Origin of the sequence: Phormidesmis priestleyi ULC007, from assembly GCF_003003695.1 — a bacterium.
Taxonomy (GTDB): domain Bacteria; phylum Cyanobacteriota; class Cyanobacteriia; order Leptolyngbyales; family Leptolyngbyaceae; genus Phormidesmis_A; species Phormidesmis_A priestleyi_A.
In genome coordinates, this window is sequence record NZ_PVWG01000005.1 from 1 (window position 1) to 14,485 (window position 14,485).

15 protein-coding genes and 1 pseudogene are annotated in these 14,485 nt (G+C 49.1%); 10 read left to right on the forward strand and 6 right to left on the reverse strand.

The genetic code is table 11. The features are described 5' to 3' along the window. Window positions 1–175 precede the first annotated feature (175 nt). Window positions 176–829 carry a molybdate ABC transporter permease subunit gene (gene modB, locus C7B65_RS06330; RefSeq protein WP_083582744.1) on the reverse strand — a complete coding sequence of 218 codons (654 nt, stop codon included), beginning with the start codon at window positions 827–829 and terminating at the stop codon, window positions 176–178. 12 nt (window positions 830–841) lie between these two features. After that, complete coding sequence (gene modA, locus C7B65_RS06335; RefSeq protein WP_223257304.1) at window positions 842–1,627, reverse strand: molybdate ABC transporter substrate-binding protein; 786 nt, start codon at window positions 1,625–1,627, stop codon at window positions 842–844. 129 nt (window positions 1,628–1,756) lie between these two features. Here modA and C7B65_RS06340 point away from each other — a divergent pair, with 129 nt between their 5' ends. The 4 genes from C7B65_RS06340 (at window position 1,757) to C7B65_RS06355 (ending at window position 4,655) form a co-directional block, all read left to right on the forward strand. Beyond that, window positions 1,757–2,173 (forward strand): TOBE domain-containing protein, encoded by a 417-nt coding sequence (locus C7B65_RS06340; RefSeq protein ID WP_073069992.1) that lies wholly within the window; start codon window positions 1,757–1,759, stop codon window positions 2,171–2,173. A gap of 343 nt (window positions 2,174–2,516) precedes the next feature. Beyond that, window positions 2,517–3,323: an ABC transporter ATP-binding protein gene (locus C7B65_RS06345; protein ID WP_073069993.1), complete on the forward strand. Its 807-nt coding sequence runs from the start codon at window positions 2,517–2,519 to the stop codon at window positions 3,321–3,323. Between the two features lie 15 nt (window positions 3,324–3,338). Next, window positions 3,339–4,052, forward strand: coding sequence for an ABC transporter ATP-binding protein (locus tag C7B65_RS06350; protein WP_073069994.1), 714 nt, complete (start codon window positions 3,339–3,341; stop codon window positions 4,050–4,052). A gap of 6 nt (window positions 4,053–4,058) precedes the next feature. Further along, complete coding sequence (locus C7B65_RS06355) at window positions 4,059–4,655, forward strand: 2OG-Fe(II) oxygenase (protein WP_073069995.1); 597 nt, start codon at window positions 4,059–4,061, stop codon at window positions 4,653–4,655. Between the two features lie 37 nt (window positions 4,656–4,692). Here the strand turns inward: C7B65_RS06355 and murG are convergent, their stop codons facing one another. Continuing rightward, window positions 4,693–5,820: an undecaprenyldiphospho-muramoylpentapeptide beta-N-acetylglucosaminyltransferase gene (gene murG, locus C7B65_RS06360; protein WP_223257305.1), complete on the reverse strand. Its 1,128-nt coding sequence runs from the start codon at window positions 5,818–5,820 to the stop codon at window positions 4,693–4,695. A 126-nt stretch (window positions 5,821–5,946) separates the two neighbouring features. Here murG and C7B65_RS06365 point away from each other — a divergent pair, with 126 nt between their 5' ends. The 3 genes from C7B65_RS06365 (at window position 5,947) to gcvP (ending at window position 10,458) form a co-directional block, all read left to right on the forward strand. Then, on the forward strand, window positions 5,947–6,798 hold the full coding sequence (locus C7B65_RS06365; RefSeq protein ID WP_073069996.1) for a hypothetical protein: 852 nt from the start codon (window positions 5,947–5,949) through the stop codon (window positions 6,796–6,798). Window positions 6,799–6,817: 19 nt separating this feature from the next. Beyond that, window positions 6,818–7,198 (forward strand): hypothetical protein, encoded by a 381-nt coding sequence (locus tag C7B65_RS06370; RefSeq protein WP_181314358.1) that lies wholly within the window; start codon window positions 6,818–6,820, stop codon window positions 7,196–7,198. 266 nt (window positions 7,199–7,464) lie between these two features. Beyond that, the gene (gene gcvP / locus C7B65_RS06375; protein ID WP_083582746.1) at window positions 7,465–10,458 is read left to right on the forward strand and encodes an aminomethyl-transferring glycine dehydrogenase; all 2,994 of its coding nucleotides are present in this window, start codon (window positions 7,465–7,467) and stop codon (window positions 10,456–10,458) included. Between the two features lie 150 nt (window positions 10,459–10,608). Here the strand turns inward: gcvP and C7B65_RS27700 are convergent, their stop codons facing one another. Continuing rightward, the gene (locus C7B65_RS27700; protein ID WP_181314349.1) at window positions 10,609–10,755 is read right to left on the reverse strand and encodes a hypothetical protein; all 147 of its coding nucleotides are present in this window, start codon (window positions 10,753–10,755) and stop codon (window positions 10,609–10,611) included. Between the two features lie 207 nt (window positions 10,756–10,962). On the opposite strand from C7B65_RS27700, the pseudogene C7B65_RS06380 reads away from it, so the two are divergent. After that, a pseudogene (locus C7B65_RS06380) lies at window positions 10,963–11,346 on the forward strand (HepT-like ribonuclease domain-containing protein). Window positions 11,347–11,482: 136 nt separating this feature from the next. Here the strand turns inward: C7B65_RS06380 and C7B65_RS06385 are convergent. Beyond that, the gene (locus C7B65_RS06385; RefSeq protein WP_073069998.1) at window positions 11,483–12,106 is read right to left on the reverse strand and encodes a tetratricopeptide repeat protein; all 624 of its coding nucleotides are present in this window, start codon (window positions 12,104–12,106) and stop codon (window positions 11,483–11,485) included. 157 nt (window positions 12,107–12,263) lie between these two features. Between C7B65_RS06385 and zds the strand changes: the two genes are divergently transcribed. Beyond that, window positions 12,264–13,733, forward strand: coding sequence for a 9,9'-di-cis-zeta-carotene desaturase (gene zds / locus C7B65_RS06390; RefSeq protein WP_073069999.1), 1,470 nt, complete (start codon window positions 12,264–12,266; stop codon window positions 13,731–13,733). 21 nt (window positions 13,734–13,754) lie between these two features. Further along, window positions 13,755–14,201, forward strand: a complete 447-nt coding sequence (locus C7B65_RS06395) for an SRPBCC family protein (protein ID WP_073070000.1) — start codon at window positions 13,755–13,757, stop codon at window positions 14,199–14,201. A 13-nt stretch (window positions 14,202–14,214) separates the two neighbouring features. Here C7B65_RS06395 and C7B65_RS06400 read toward each other — a convergent pair whose 3' ends face one another. Beyond that, window positions 14,215–14,454 carry a 2Fe-2S iron-sulfur cluster-binding protein gene (locus C7B65_RS06400; protein ID WP_073070001.1) on the reverse strand — a complete coding sequence of 80 codons (240 nt, stop codon included), beginning with the start codon at window positions 14,452–14,454 and terminating at the stop codon, window positions 14,215–14,217. Window positions 14,455–14,485: the final 31 nt, after the last annotated feature.

Here is a 14,485-nt window from a genome sequence, read left to right on the forward strand (position 1 = left end):
TCCGGAGGGGAGCAGGCATAAGGAGGGGTTAATTAGAGGGTCTTCCTATCTTATATTTAACTTCACCCTCCTACTTAGCAATGATTTGGATTGAAAGAAGTAATTGATTCAGAAGACCCTGGTGCATTGCGAAGGCTTGCTTAAGCGATGGGTTGAGGCAGTCTGCAAAGTGCATTTAGACTTTCCAAGAATTCATTGAAACAATTCCGATCAAGGAAATGCAGATCACGATAATCGTCCAAAACCATCCTTCCTGAATCGCCCCTGCCTCAACTGCAAAATAAATCGCCATTGGCATCGTTTGTGTTTGCCTGGGGATATTTCCTGCAAGCATTAACGTTGCGCCAAACTCTCCTAATGCACGAGCAAAGGTAAGAACTGTGCCTGCCAAGATTCCAGGCATCGCCAAAGGCAGAGCAATATACCAAAAGACTCCTCCTTCCGATGCACCCTCTAGTCTGCCAGCATCTAATAGTAACGGGTCAATCTGCTCAAAGGCTCCCAATGCTGCGCGATACATCAAGGGAAAGGACACAATCATGGCGGCTAAAACTGCTGCATACCAAGTGAATACCAGGCTCAGATCCCAGAAGGTGAGGATTTGCCCCAAAACACCATTTTTGCCCAGCAAAGTTAGCAGCACGAAGCCTACAACCGTCGGCGGCAAAATCAAAGGCGCGATCAGAATTCCCTCAATCAGCGATCGCGCTTTTCCTCGATAAAGATACATCCTGTAAGCAACAATTGTTCCCAACCCAAACGTGATGGCAGTTGCCAACAGCGATACTTTGAGAGAAATCCAGAGCGGAGACAAGTCGGGGATCAACATGCTCAATTCAGGTCAAGGCTTTGCAATCCCAAATCCATATTTTTCAAAGACCGCTTTTGCAGGGTCACTTTGTAAGAATTCAGCATATCGTTTGGAGCTATCGATCGATTTGCTCGACTTTAAGACTGCGATCGGGTAAAGAATGGGAGAATGCAGCTTTTGATCAGCCGTTGCAGCGATCGTGATCTGGTCTGAACTTTTAGCATCGGTGATGTAAACAATGCCTGCATCCACATCACCCGTTTCCACAGCAGTTAGAACAGATTTCACATTACTACCAAACACAAATTTAGATTGCACCTGCTCCAAGATTCCTAAATTCTTCAAAACCTCGGTTGAGTATTGCCCTGCTGGAACCGATCGGGGTTCTCCAATAGAGATTCGCTTAATTTCTGGCTTAACAAGTTGCTGAAAGTCAGTTAAAGACACAGCGGCTTGCTTGGGGGTAATCAGAACCAACTGATTGGTCAACAAATCCCTCTGAGTTCCCGATGCGAACGACCCTTTTTCCTGTAGGGCTTTCATTTGTTTTTCGGCCGCCGAAATAAACACATCGACTGGGGCACCCTGTTCAATTTGTTGTTGCAATGCACCGGAGGCTGCAAAGTTATAGTTGATTGTCTGGTTGGAGTTTGCTTGGGTGTAAAGTGGTGTAATTTCTTGGAGCGCTTTCTGAAGGCTGGCGGCGGCTGCGACCAAAAGCGTCGAGGTTTGAGCAGCGGATTGAACCGTTGTCTGCTGACTTAGCTGTGGGGCAGGCGGCGCGAGTTGAGTGCAGGCAATCAGCAGTACTGTCATCCAGAAGCTCAAGAGTCCAACTCGCCAAGTCTTTACACGCATACGTAAAATGTTTTTAACGAAGTTCCTATTATTTGAAGAAATACCAACCCTCTGTCAAAATATTACCAACTAAATTGGTATTTCGTCATGCCTCGTAAAGATCAAGGTTGGATCACGTTTCAGTTACCCGAAGCCGAGCGACAGCTTCTTGAAAGACACTGTGAACAGACGCAGCGATCGAAAACGGATGTTCTACGGGAGTTGGTCAGAACTTTAGAGCGAGAAATGCCTGTCATGTCGTTAACCCCTCCCCCCAAACAGTCGCCCCGCTATGGTATAAACATTCGGGCGATGCAAGTGAGTGCCCGTAATGTTTTCCCGGCGATCGTTAGACAGGTGAGGTTAGGCAGTGTAAATGCTGAGATTTTGCTCGAAATTGCCCCTAATGTTGAAGCCGTGTCTGTGATTACTCGTGCTTCAGCCGAGGTGTTGCAACTGAAAGAAGAGCGGCAAGTTTATGCCATGATCAAATCCAGCGATGTGATGGTCGCTGTAGATGATTAGACTTCCTGTAAAAATACTCCGCCCTCACCCTAGCCCTCTCCCCAAGGAGCTACTGTGTACACACAAATTGTCGCTGCGTTCCAGTCCTTTCAGCCCCCTAAATCCCCCATTCTGGGGGACTTTAAGTCCAAACCTCCCATTTAAAGTCCCCCACTTTTGGGGATTTAGGGGGCGAAGATCTCGGCAATGACGAATCGAGAAACTTGTGTGTACACGGTAGCCCCCAGGAGAAGGGAACAAGAGAGTTCTGGCTCCCTTCTCCTGGGTGTTCTAACCAAACCGACTATGGCTCTAACGTCTGTGAAAACACTCCCAATCCCATTCAAGAGGGCAAGTTTTCTGAATGACTGAATTGCATTTGGCTGACTCTCATCGAAAAGATCTCGATCGTCCCGTTTTAGAAGCCAAAGGATTGACCCGTCGCTTTGGCGGACTGGTAGCGGTTAACCACGTCTCTTTCACCGTCAATGAAGGCGAGATTTTTGGGCTAATTGGCCCTAATGGTGCCGGAAAAACGACTCTGTTTAACCTGGTGATCGGACTAACTCAATCCTCTAGTGGACAAATGCTTTATCGAGGTGAAGAAATTTCTAACCTACGTCCGCATCAAATTGCTAAAAAAGGGATTGCCAGAACCTTTCAAAATATTCGCCTGTTTGCTGATCTTTCAGCGTTAGAAAATGTGATGATTGCTCAACATATTCACACCAAGAGCGGCGTATTTGCGGGCGTATTGGGCTTGCCTCCTGCGCCTCGTGAAGAACAAAAAACCCGATCGCGAGCCTTTGAGCTATTAGAATTGGTCGGCTTAAGCGATCGCGCTGACGAAAAAGCCGCTAACTTCCCCTATGGCGATCAGCGTCGGCTAGAAATCGCCCGCGCCCTGGCGCTTGAACCGCAGGTTCTCTTACTCGATGAACCTGCGGCTGGGATGAATCTTAACGAAAAGCAGCAGTTGAGTCACTTTATTCGTCAAATTCGTGACCAATTTAATCTGACAATTTTGCTAATCGAACATCATGTGCCGCTCGTGATGGGATTGTGCGATCGCATTGCGGTTCTAAACTTTGGTCAACTGATCGCGATCGGCAATCCCGCACATGTGAAAGCCGATCGTGCGGTGATTGAAGCTTACTTGGGCACAGAGTAAAATCGACTAAAAGCGATGCAAAATCCTCTACTCGAAATTCAAGGACTCAGCGTTAATTATGGTGGCATTCAAGCCCTACAGGCGATCGACCTGATGATTTACCCTGGCGAAGTGGTGACGCTAATCGGCTCAAACGGGGCGGGTAAAAGCACGACTCTACAGGCAATTTCTCGGATCATTAACATTCGTCAGGGACAAATTCTCTACAACGGCGAAGAGATTACTCGTCGTCGCCCTCATGAAGTTGTGAAACTGGGAATTGCCCATAGCCCAGAGGGGCGAAGAGTTTTGGCTCGTCAGACCGTGCTTGATAATTTAGAATTGGGCGCTTATACACGATCGTCGCGTCTCAGCATCAAGTCCGACATTGAACAACAATTTCTGCTATTTCCCAAGTTAGCAGAGCGTAAAAATCAACTAGCAGGCACTCTGAGCGGCGGCGAACAGCAGATGTTAGCGATCGCTCGTGCTTTGATGAGTCGTCCTAAATTATTGCTGTTAGACGAACCGAGTTTGGGATTAGCACCGACGATCGTGCGCGAGATTTTCTCGATTATTCAAAATCTGCGAGAAACTGGAGTCACCATTCTTTTAGTCGAGCAAAACGCAAATCTAGCCTTGCAAATCGCCGATCGTGGATATGTTTTAGAAGCAGGTTGTATGACATTATCCAACAAAGCCTCTGAGCTATTAGAGGACGATCGAGTGAGACAAGCTTATTTAGGTTAATCAACTATGAATTCAGATATTTTAGTGTCTAATTATTTACAAATCGACGACTTCTTGACGAGAGAAGACAAAAAAAGATTACTAAACTATGTGTTTGCAGAAGAGGCGGAGTTTGTACCGACCAGCACTTCAACTGATGAAACAAATTATCGACGATCGAGCGTTCTTTACTCGTTTCCTGACTTTGCAGAATTGATGAGCGATCGCATCTACTCTAGTCTCTCAACTATTTTTAATAAGCTAGAGTTGCCTACATTTGAGTCCTCTCACATTGAGGCTCAGTTAACGGCTCACAACGAGGGTAATTACTACAAAGTTCATAACGATAATGGCAGCTCTGGCACGGCGACTAGAGAACTCACCTATGTTTATTATTTCTATCGAGAACCTAAGTCTTTTTTGGGCGGAGAATTAGTGATTTACGATAGCAAGATCGAGAATGGATATTACACTAATGCAGAGTCTTTCAAAACCATTGAACCTAGAAATAACAGCATTGTCTTTTTCCAAAGTCGCTATATGCACGAAGTTTTGCCTGTGAATTGTCCGTCTCGATCGTTCCAAGATAGTCGATTCACCATCAACGGCTGGATTCATCGCTGATTAACGATCGTGGATTAAATAAGACCCGGATTTACCCTCACCCTAACCCTCTCCGAATTAGTTGCGCTAACTGTTCTGCACTGTTGACGACGGCTAAAGATGCCGCCTGCTTTGCCATTTGTTGAAGTCGATCGGGCGACTTTAACATCATCAATACCTGCGCTTCTAAAACTTCTGATGTGAGATCGGCTTGTCGATAAACTTCGGCGGCTCCTGCTTCAGCAAAAACAGCCGCGTTAAACGCTTGATGATCTTCAGCCGCAAATGGGTAAGGAATCAGAATCGATGGGGTGTGCGTGATCGCTAACTCAGTCAAGGTGCCAGCCCCCGATCGGCTAATCGCTAAATTTGCCCGTTGAAATAGCGCCGCCATATTGTCATAGAACGGCAAGACCACATATTGAGAGTGTTGAAGGCGTTGGGCATCTGGATCGCTGTCACCCGTTAGATGAACTACCCAAGCGCCCGCGTCAAACCAGGCAGGGGCAGCTTTCCGCACTAGTTTGTTGAGGGCAACGGCTCCTTGACTGCCGCCCACTACCACAATTAATGGCACGTCTTTTGGAATTGATAAATCTTCTAGAGCAGTGTCGTCTAAGGCAGATCGAAACTGCGATCGCACCGGAGTTCCCACACAAATCGTTTTACCTCGTGGCAAATAGTCTGATGCAGCCTGAAACCCGATCGCCACAACACTACACCAGGGCGCAAACCAACGAGTCACTTTTCCGGGTAGCGCGTTTGACTCGTGAAGAATCACGGGCAAGCCGAGCGATCGGGCAGCCAGAATTGCTGGAGCCGCAATATATCCCCCAGTGGTGAACACGCCATCAAATTTGCCTTGCTTGAGCAGCCTTCTGACTTGCCGAATCGAGCCAATCAACCGCAGCAAAACTTTGAGGCTACCGAGTCCTAATTTTTGTTGAAACCCAGCCACAGAAATCGTGTGGAGGGGATAGCTCCCTTGAGCGTAATCGCCCACAAGCTGCGTTTCTAAGCGATCGGGCACGCCCAACCACTCGATCTGATAGTCGCGAAGTTGTTCAGCCGTGGCGATCGCCGGGAAAACATGACCACCCGTGCCACTGGCAGCAATTAATAAGCGAATCGTTTTTGAGGGAGACAGCACGGGCTTTTCTAAAATAGAGTCAGATGCACTTTTCACAGAGAGTTTTGGCAATGACAGAGTGATTCTACGCTAATTCTGTCGTGTGGTCACTCACAATAACCCTGTAAATTGATTAATATCTTAAGTGGCTGTCTTTTGCCCTAATAGTTTGAGCGATTCTCTATGCGCCATTTTTTGCCCGTTCGATCGACCCTTGCGTCTGTGCCTCAAAATTTCAGGCAAAAGCCGTTGAGATCGCTGTTTTTGCTGACATTAGGGCTGACAATTTTAGGGAGTAGCAGTTTACACGATCGCGCCATTGCAGCCACGCCAGAAACCGCTCCCGTCCCCTTAAAACAAGCCTTGACCCAAATTGATGCAGCAGCAAATAGCAAAAATTTGCCGGGGGTGCTTCAGTTCTACAGTCCTAACTTTGCTCACTCAGATGGGCTAAATCGGCGATCGCTCGAACAGGCATTGACTCAGCTTTGGAAACAATATCCTAATCTGACTTATCGCACTGAGCTAAAATCTTGGCAACCCGATGGGCGCGGCATTCGGGCTGAGACAGTGACTTATATTTCAGGAACGCAAATGGTGAACGGGCAATCACTCAAGCTCGATTCGACATTGCAGTCTCGGCAGCGATTTGAAGGTCAAACGATCGTTCAGCAAGACGTTCTTGCAGAGACGAGCAAAGTCACGTCGGGGGAGAATCCGCCTGACGTAAAGGTGAGTTTGCCTCAACAGGTACGAGTCGGACAAGACTTTAGTTTTGACGCGATCGTGCAAGATCCGTTAGGCAGTGACCTGCTGTTGGGGTCAGCGTTAGAAGAATCGATCAAACCGAGTGGCTACTTAAACCCCACTACCACAGATTTAGAGTTGCTCACCTCTGGAGGCATCTTTAAGGTGGGTCGTGCTTCCAAGACTCCTGAAAATCGCTGGATCTCTGCGGTCTTGGTGCGGCATGGTGGCACCACAATGGTGACGCAGCGACTGCGGATTGTTGCGGGTAGTCCGATCGTAAAGTAAACAACTGGCTACCTAGAAGATCACTCAGAATCATTCGCATTTTTTACGGGTGCCGGGTTCAAAATGGGGCGACGAGTCTGCTTGGATTGCTGATGTCGCGACTCAACTCGCTGCGGGTGCGCCCTCAGTCACCGTCTTGATCAATGGTGGTGAAGTCACTTGGGAAGATGCCCGACAGAGTGTTCGAGCGGGACGACTGGTGATCACGATCGCAGACAGTGGTCGCACCGCAGATTTATTAGCCGCCGGACTACGCGCAGATCCAACGGATGCCCGCGCTAAAGAATTGATTGCTTCTGGGCTTGTGCAAGCAGTAGATTTGACCGCAGGCACGATCGCATTAACCACTATCATAGAGACAATTTTTGCGAAGGAATCTATCCGTAGCGACCTACAATAGACCTCCTGCATGAATCTGGACAGCCCTCCTCACGGCAGTGGGGCGAAGCCTTCGCCAACCCTTCTCCCCAGCCAGAATCTTATTCCCTGTCCTTGGGGAGAGGGTTAGGGTGAGGGCGGTTCGGATGCCAGAGCATTTGTTGCCAAGTTAATAAGTGAGTCGTCTAAACTTCATCGTTCTTTTACAACTGTTAGCGGCGCTATTAGGTTAATTGTTGCAGAATATTTACAGGCAGCTTACTCTCTAACCTAATCTTAAACTCCCCTATGTCAGAGCCTATTACTCAAGCGCAATCGACGGCTGAACTGAGTCTTTATGATCACGAGACAACCGTGGCTGAAATCGATTCAACTAACGGGTTTAGTCCTGTTTGCAACGGTTTGACGATCGCTGCTCAAGCTGACGAATTTGCTCACCCCGATCGCTTTGTCGATCGCCATATTGGGCCCAGCGATTTTGACATTCAGCAAATGCTGCAAACGCTAGGGCTGTCCTCTTTGAGTGCGTTGATTGACCAAGCAGTCCCGGCAGGCATTCGGATTCAACGTCCTTTGCAATTGAGTGCCAGCCGCACTGAATATGCGCTGCTGGCAGACCTGAAAGCGATCGCTCAGAAAAATCAAATCTTTCGATCGTTAATCGGCATGGGATACCACAATTGCATCACGCCGCCCGTGATTCAGCGCAACATTCTTGAAAATCCTGGTTGGTATACCCAATACACACCCTATCAGCCCGAAATCGCTCAGGGTCGATTAGAAGCGCTGCTCAATTTTCAGACGATGGTGATTGACCTGACGGGGCTAGAAATCGCCAACGCCTCGCTGTTAGATGAGGGAACGGCGGCGGCTGAGGCCATGTCGATGAGCTATGGGCTGTGCAAAACAGGGGCAAAAGCCTTTTGGGTGTCAGAGGCGTGTCATCCTCAAACGATCGACGTGATTCGCACACGAGCGCTCCCGTTAGGCATTGAGGTGATTGTGGGAGATCACCGCACCTTTAAGTTTGAAACTTCAGTGTTTGGGGCGCTACTGCAATACCCTGCCAGCGACGGCGCAATTTATGACTATCAGGAATTTATCGATCGTGCCCACGCTGCCGATTCTCTGGTCACGGTTGCCGCCGATCTGCTCAGTCTCACCCTGTTAAAACCACCCGGAGAGTTTGGCGCAGACATCGCGATCGGCAACACTCAACGATTTGGCGTTCCCCTTGGCTATGGCGGGCCTCACGCTGCTTACTTTGCGACTAAAGAGGCATACAAACGTCAGATTCCCGGACGGTTGGTGGGCGTTTCTAAAGATGTCAACGGTCATTCTGCATTGCGACTAGCGCTGCAAACTCGTGAACAACACATTCGTCGAGACAAAGCCACGAGCAATATCTGCACCGCCCAAGTTCTATTAGCGGTGATTGCCGGAATGTATGCGGTTTATCACGGTTCTCAAGGGCTGAAACTGATTGCCGAACGAGTTCACACAATGACAGCAACCCTGGCAGCCGGATTGCAAAAACTCGGCTATTCGCTGGGGTCAGCACCATTTTTTGACACACTGCGGCTTGAAGTCGGCGATCGGCAATCCCAAATTTTAGACCGCGCAATCGCCCATCAAATCAACCTCCGCAAAATTGGAGACGGCGCGATCGGGGTGACGATCGACGAAACCACTTCTAAACAAGATCTCCTTGACCTCCTCGAAGTCTTCTCTGGTGACTCCGCCTCTGCCCTAGAATCGCTTCGCCCTGCATCGGTTGCCTTTCCTGCCGCCCTCTCCCGCACCACTCCCTACCTGACTCACCCGGTCTTTAACCGTTACCACTCCGAGACAGAATTGCTGCGATATATGTATCGTCTCCAGGCTAAAGATCTGTCGCTGACGACCGCGATGATTCCGCTCGGCTCATGCACAATGAAGCTAAACGGCACGTCTGAAATGGTGCCTGTGACTTGGGCTGAGTTTGGGCAAATTCACCCTTTTGCGCCCGGTGAGCAAACCCAGGGTTATCAAGTTCTGTTTCAACAGCTAGAAACGTGGCTGGCAGAAATCACCGGATTTGCTGGCATCTCATTGCAGCCGAACGCAGGCTCTCAAGGAGAATATACTGGGCTGTTGGTGATTCGGCAATATCACCAACAGCGAGGTGAAGGGCATCGCAATGTTTGTCTGATTCCTCAATCTGCCCACGGCACAAATCCTGCCAGTGCGGTGATGGCAGGGATGCAAGTCGTGCCCGTTGCCTGTGACAACGACGGGAATATCGACCTCGCAGACCTGAAGTCTAAAGCAGAAAAGCATCAAAACCACTTAGCGGCGCTGATGGTGACTTATCCCTCAACTCACGGTGTTTTTGAAGAAGGCATTCAGGAGATTTGCACGATCGTCCATCACCACGGCGGACAAGTTTATCTAGATGGTGCAAACCTCAATGCCCAAGTCGGACTCTGCCGCCCCGGTGATTTTGGCGCAGATGTCTGTCATCTAAACTTGCACAAAACCTTCTGCATTCCCCACGGCGGCGGCGGCCCAGGGATGGGGCCGATCGGGGTTGCGGCTCATCTCGTTCCCTTTCTCCCCGGTCATTCAGTCATCAGTCCAAACTCTCAAACTTCAAGCTCGATCGGAGCCGTGTCCGCCTCTCCCTGGGGGAGTTCTAGCATTCTGCCGATTTCGTGGATGTATATTGCTTTAATGGGGGGCGCTGGCTTAACCAAAGCCACTGAAGTAGCGATTCTCAATGCCAACTACATCGCAAAACGGCTAGAAACTCATTATCCCGTGCTTTACAAAGGCAAAAATGGGTTGGTTGCCCACGAGTGTATTCTCGATTTGCGCCAGTTCAAAAAGACTGCCGAGATTGAAGTCGATGACATCGCCAAGCGGTTGATTGACTATGGGTTTCATCCGCCTACGGTGTCTTGGCCTGTGGCAGGCACGGTGATGGTTGAGCCGACCGAAAGCGAATCGAAAGCAGAACTCGATCGCTTCTGTGATGCCATGATTGCGATTCGCGAAGAGATTCGAGAGATCGAGGAAGGTGGGATCGATCGTCACAATAATCTGCTCAAAAATGCTCCTCACACTGCCGCCGACTTGACGGCTGATCAGTGGAGTCGCCCCTATTCTCGCCAACGTGCCGCCTACCCAACGCCCTGGACGCGAGAGAACAAATTTTGGGCAGCTACCGGACGCATTGACAATGCCTATGGCGATCGTAACCTCGTCTGTTCTTGCTTACCCATGGAGGCTTACGAGAGTTAACGGAGTTTACGCGAGGTGCAACTTCTCTCAAACGTTTGGAAAGATAGCCCTCACCCTAGCCCTCTCCCCAAGGAGAGGGAACCAGAAAGCTGTTGAAAAAATTTGTGAGTTTGATGCAAAAGAAGCGCCTTGCTCACAAACGCTTGGCTCTTATACTCCCATCTTCGGCAAAACTTTTGGCTCCTCCGCCGTCAAATCAACCAAAAACGGCAGCTTCGATCTAATGGTCAAAATTGCCGTCATCACCGCATCTCGATCGACCTGCGTCAACGCTGCGCTAATTCGATTGGTTGTCATCGTAAACCTACCTCATCATGAATAATTCTAGAGTCCCCACCCAGCCAGGAATGGGATGTCTAGGCTCTTCAAAGTGATTCACAAGCAATGAAGGTGCAAAAATGATGACCTCTTAGAGGCATTATTAGGGCATAAAGTTGATGTTGGGACCGAAAGATCTTTGCACTATTTCATCCGCGATCGCATCTTAAGCGAAGCTCAACCGCTATGCAAGATAGCCGTGTTTATCTAGTACACATTAGGGACCACATTAACCGCATTGAAGCTTACACTGTTGAGGGCAAAACAGCATTTTTTGCAGATCTAAAAACTCAGGATGCGGTGATCCGAAATCTGCAAACGTTATGTGAATCAACCCAGCGACTACCAGATGCTTGGAAAGCTACACGTCCCGAAATTGGCTGGAGAACGATTGGCGATTTTCGCAACGTTCTAGCCCATCAATATTTAGACATTGACCTTATTTAGACATTGACCTTATTTAGACATTGACCTTATTTAGACATTGACCTTGATATTGTCTGGAATGTGGTAGAAAGCTACCTGCCAGATTTAAAGCAAGCCGTTGAAGCAATTTTTCAACAGGTTTAGATTGCTTGATAGAAGAAAGATCTTATTTGCGATCGCACTTGAGCCAATCATGCAGGGGCGATCGAGGAAATAAGATAGTTTAGAAGCAGTTGAGCGATCGATTGACAGCGCAAAGACATGAACGGTTAGGAGGACTTTAATTCTTGGAGGGTGGAGACGCCGACAGAGATGGCGAAGCGGGGGACGCAGTAGGCGACGGAGAAGCCGTTTTTGGATCAGGCGAATCGGGTGCAATAATCAACGGGATGCCCTTTCCGATGGGCTGACTGCCACCCGTCACAAGCTGACGAGGATTGGTTTTGGCTTTTTGCTGGGCATTGGCTAACTTGCTTTGATAGTCAGCGCGTTTTTGCTGCACATTAGCTTTTTGAGCACCTGCCGATGATAGAGGAGGCAGCAGCGCGATCGCCCGGTTCCATTGATTGATCACCAGGTTCCAATCTTCTTTAGACTGGGCAGACTGGGCCAAGTTTTCAGCACTAATCGCTTTGTCTTCTGCCTGCTGAAGTTGACTCGCCATCTCAGCAGCAGATAGCTTAACTTTTGTAGGTGACGATTTAGCCCCTGTAGGGTTAGGACTCAGGCGATAACTCGGTGTCCCTGCTGATCGAATCAACGTCTCCGCAGGTAAAGGTTTGACCGGACGAGGCGATTCTTGACCCAAAGAGGAAGACGAGGGTAAGGGCGTGCAACCCGCGATCGCACCAAGAAGAACAAATCCGCACGTGGCTTGTTTGATCAGAGAAGCAGACTTGAGCATAAAGCAGGGCGACAGGTTAACGACGGCACGATCGGAGCTTAGATATTTGAAACATCCTCTCAAACTGAATGCCTTTCAAATTATATTCGCAACTCAAAATTCCTCTCATTCCCCATTCCTATTACAATCTGTAAAGAAGTCTCAGTGAGAATGCGGAATGCGAGTTGCGATCGTGGGGGCAGGTCTGGCAGGTTTAGCGGCAGCAGTTGAGCTAGTCGATGCCGGACATGAGGTTGAAATGTTTGAGTCGCGTCCGTTTATTGGCGGCAAGGCGGGCAGTTGGGTCGATGCCGATGGCAATCACATCGAGATGGGGCTGCACGTCTTTTTTAACAACTACTACAACCTGTTTGCCCTGGCAAAAAAAGTTGGCGCGTTTGACAATTTGCTGCCCAAAGAACACGTTCACACCTTTGTCAATCGCGGCGGCATGATTAAAGAACTTGATTTTCGGTTTCTGTTAGGTGCGCCCTTTCACGGGTTAAAAGCATTTTTCACCACTGGGCAACTGACGCTGCAAGACAAATTGCAAAACGCGATCGCTCTGGGCACTAGCCCGATCGTGCCTGGCTTAATCAACACTGATTTTGCGATGAAGCTAATTCGTGACCTCGATGGCATCAGCTTTGCCGACTGGTTTCGCAGTCATGGCGGCTCCCAAAACAGCCTCAAGCGGATGTGGAACCCGATCGCCCTCGCGTTGGGTTTCATCGACACCGAAGAAATTTCTGCCCGATGTATGCTGACCATCTTCATGATGTTTGCCTCTAAAACCGAAGCGTCGCGGCTGAATCTATTGGCAGGCTCACCCGGTGAATATTTGAACAAACCGATCGTCGATTACATCAAAGCCAAAGGCGGCAAAATTCACACCCGTCGTCAAACTCGCAAGATTCTTTTTGAAGACGAGAACGGCACGCTGAAAGTCACAGGTTTGCAGGTAGCAAGCGGCGAGACTGAAGAAACGGTCACGGCTGACATCTACCTCGCTGCCTGTGACGTGCCCGGAATTCAACGCCTATTGCCTCAAGAATGGCGCAGCATTCCAGAATTTGACAACATCTACAAGCTAGAAGCCGTGCCAGTGACCACCGTTCAGTTGCGTTTTGACGGCTGGGTGACAGAACTCAACGACCCAGAAGCTCGAAAGCAAGTTGATCACGCGGCTGGCATTGATAATCTACTCTATAGCGCCGATGCTGATTTTTCCTGTTTTGCAGATCTGGCACTTTCCAGTCCCAAAGATTATTACCGTGAGGGACAAGGCTCTTTGATGCAGGTGGTTCTAACGCCAGGCGACCCGTTTATCAAAATGAGTAACGAAGAAATTGCTCAACACGCGCTCAAACAAATCCAGGATCTTTTCCCGTCATCGCGAGAACTCAACATGACCTGGTTTAGCGTCGTCAAGCTTGCCCAGTCGCTCTACCGTGAAAATCCTGGAATGGATGTTTATCGTCCGCGCCAGAAAACGGCGGTTCAGAATTTCTTCCTAGCGGGAAGTTATACCCAACAGGACTACATTGACAGCATGGAAGGTGCGACAATCTCTGGTAAACAAGCCGCTCAAGCCATTCTTGAACCTACGGGCTATAAAGTTCAGGGCACCGGATTGTTTAAATATTAACCCTTCATTTCTCATTCCCTTATGTCTGATTGGCTAGAGCACACGGTTCAGGTTGAAGTTGATGCCCCGATCGAGTTTGTTTGGAGTCTGTGGTCAGATTTGCAGCAAATGCCACGCTGGATGAAATGGATCGATTCTGTGACAATTCTCCCAGACAACCCAGAGCTGTCTCGCTGGAAGTTGGCGACGGGCGGGCTAGAGTTTAGCTGGCAGTCACGCATTCTCAAACAAATTCCCAACCAGATTATTCAGTGGGAATCGGTGGATGGACTGCCCAACCGAGGGGCGATTCGGTTTTACGATCGCGGCTCTAGCAGCGTTGTCAAAATGACCGTCTCTTATGCGATCCCCGGCTTTCTCGGTCAGTTGATGGATAATTTGTTTCTAGGTCGAGTCGTCGAGTCAACGCTTCAGGCAGACTTGGAGCGGTTTCGAGACTATGCGCTCAACACAAAGGCAGAGGGTTGAAATTCTATAGCCTCTACCAAGTGGGATCAGAGTAGAGATTGATCGTCAAATGCGGTTGTCCTGGTGGTACAGCACTAATGCAGCTACAAATGCTTTCCTCGCCGTTGACTTCGACTTCGCAGGCGTGACAAGACCCCATCAGGCAACCCGTCGGAATGAAAACGCCTGCCCGTTCAGCCACTTTGAGCAACGGCTCTCCTGGCTCGGCGGCGATCGTCACATCATCGGGCAAAAATCGGACGCTAACACTCATGACAAAATTCTAAGCAGATTTACGTACGGGC

Bases quoted from the DNA above. Each gene is read 5' to 3' on its own strand.
- modB (WP_083582744.1), bottom strand. From the start codon at position 829: ATGTTGATCCCCGACTTGTCTCCGCTCTGGATTTCTCTCAAAGTATCG.
- modA (WP_223257304.1), bottom strand. From the start codon at position 1,627: ATGACAGTACTGCTGATTGCCTGCACTCAACTCGCGCCGCCTGCCCCA.
- C7B65_RS06340 (WP_073069992.1), top strand. From the start codon at position 1,757: ATGCCTCGTAAAGATCAAGGTTGGATCACGTTTCAGTTACCCGAAGCC.
- C7B65_RS06345 (WP_073069993.1), top strand. From the start codon at position 2,517: ATGACTGAATTGCATTTGGCTGACTCTCATCGAAAAGATCTCGATCGT.
- C7B65_RS06350 (WP_073069994.1), top strand. From the start codon at position 3,339: ATGCAAAATCCTCTACTCGAAATTCAAGGACTCAGCGTTAATTATGGT.
- C7B65_RS06355 (WP_073069995.1), top strand. From the start codon at position 4,059: ATGAATTCAGATATTTTAGTGTCTAATTATTTACAAATCGACGACTTC.
- C7B65_RS06365 (WP_073069996.1), top strand. From the start codon at position 5,947: ATGCGCCATTTTTTGCCCGTTCGATCGACCCTTGCGTCTGTGCCTCAA.
- gcvP (WP_083582746.1), top strand. From the start codon at position 7,465: ATGTCAGAGCCTATTACTCAAGCGCAATCGACGGCTGAACTGAGTCTT.
- C7B65_RS27700 (WP_181314349.1), bottom strand. From the start codon at position 10,755: ATGACAACCAATCGAATTAGCGCAGCGTTGACGCAGGTCGATCGAGAT.
- C7B65_RS06385 (WP_073069998.1), bottom strand. From the start codon at position 12,106: ATGCTCAAGTCTGCTTCTCTGATCAAACAAGCCACGTGCGGATTTGTT.
- zds (WP_073069999.1), top strand. From the start codon at position 12,264: ATGCGAGTTGCGATCGTGGGGGCAGGTCTGGCAGGTTTAGCGGCAGCA.
- C7B65_RS06395 (WP_073070000.1), top strand. From the start codon at position 13,755: ATGTCTGATTGGCTAGAGCACACGGTTCAGGTTGAAGTTGATGCCCCG.
- C7B65_RS06400 (WP_073070001.1), bottom strand. From the start codon at position 14,454: ATGAGTGTTAGCGTCCGATTTTTGCCCGATGATGTGACGATCGCCGCC.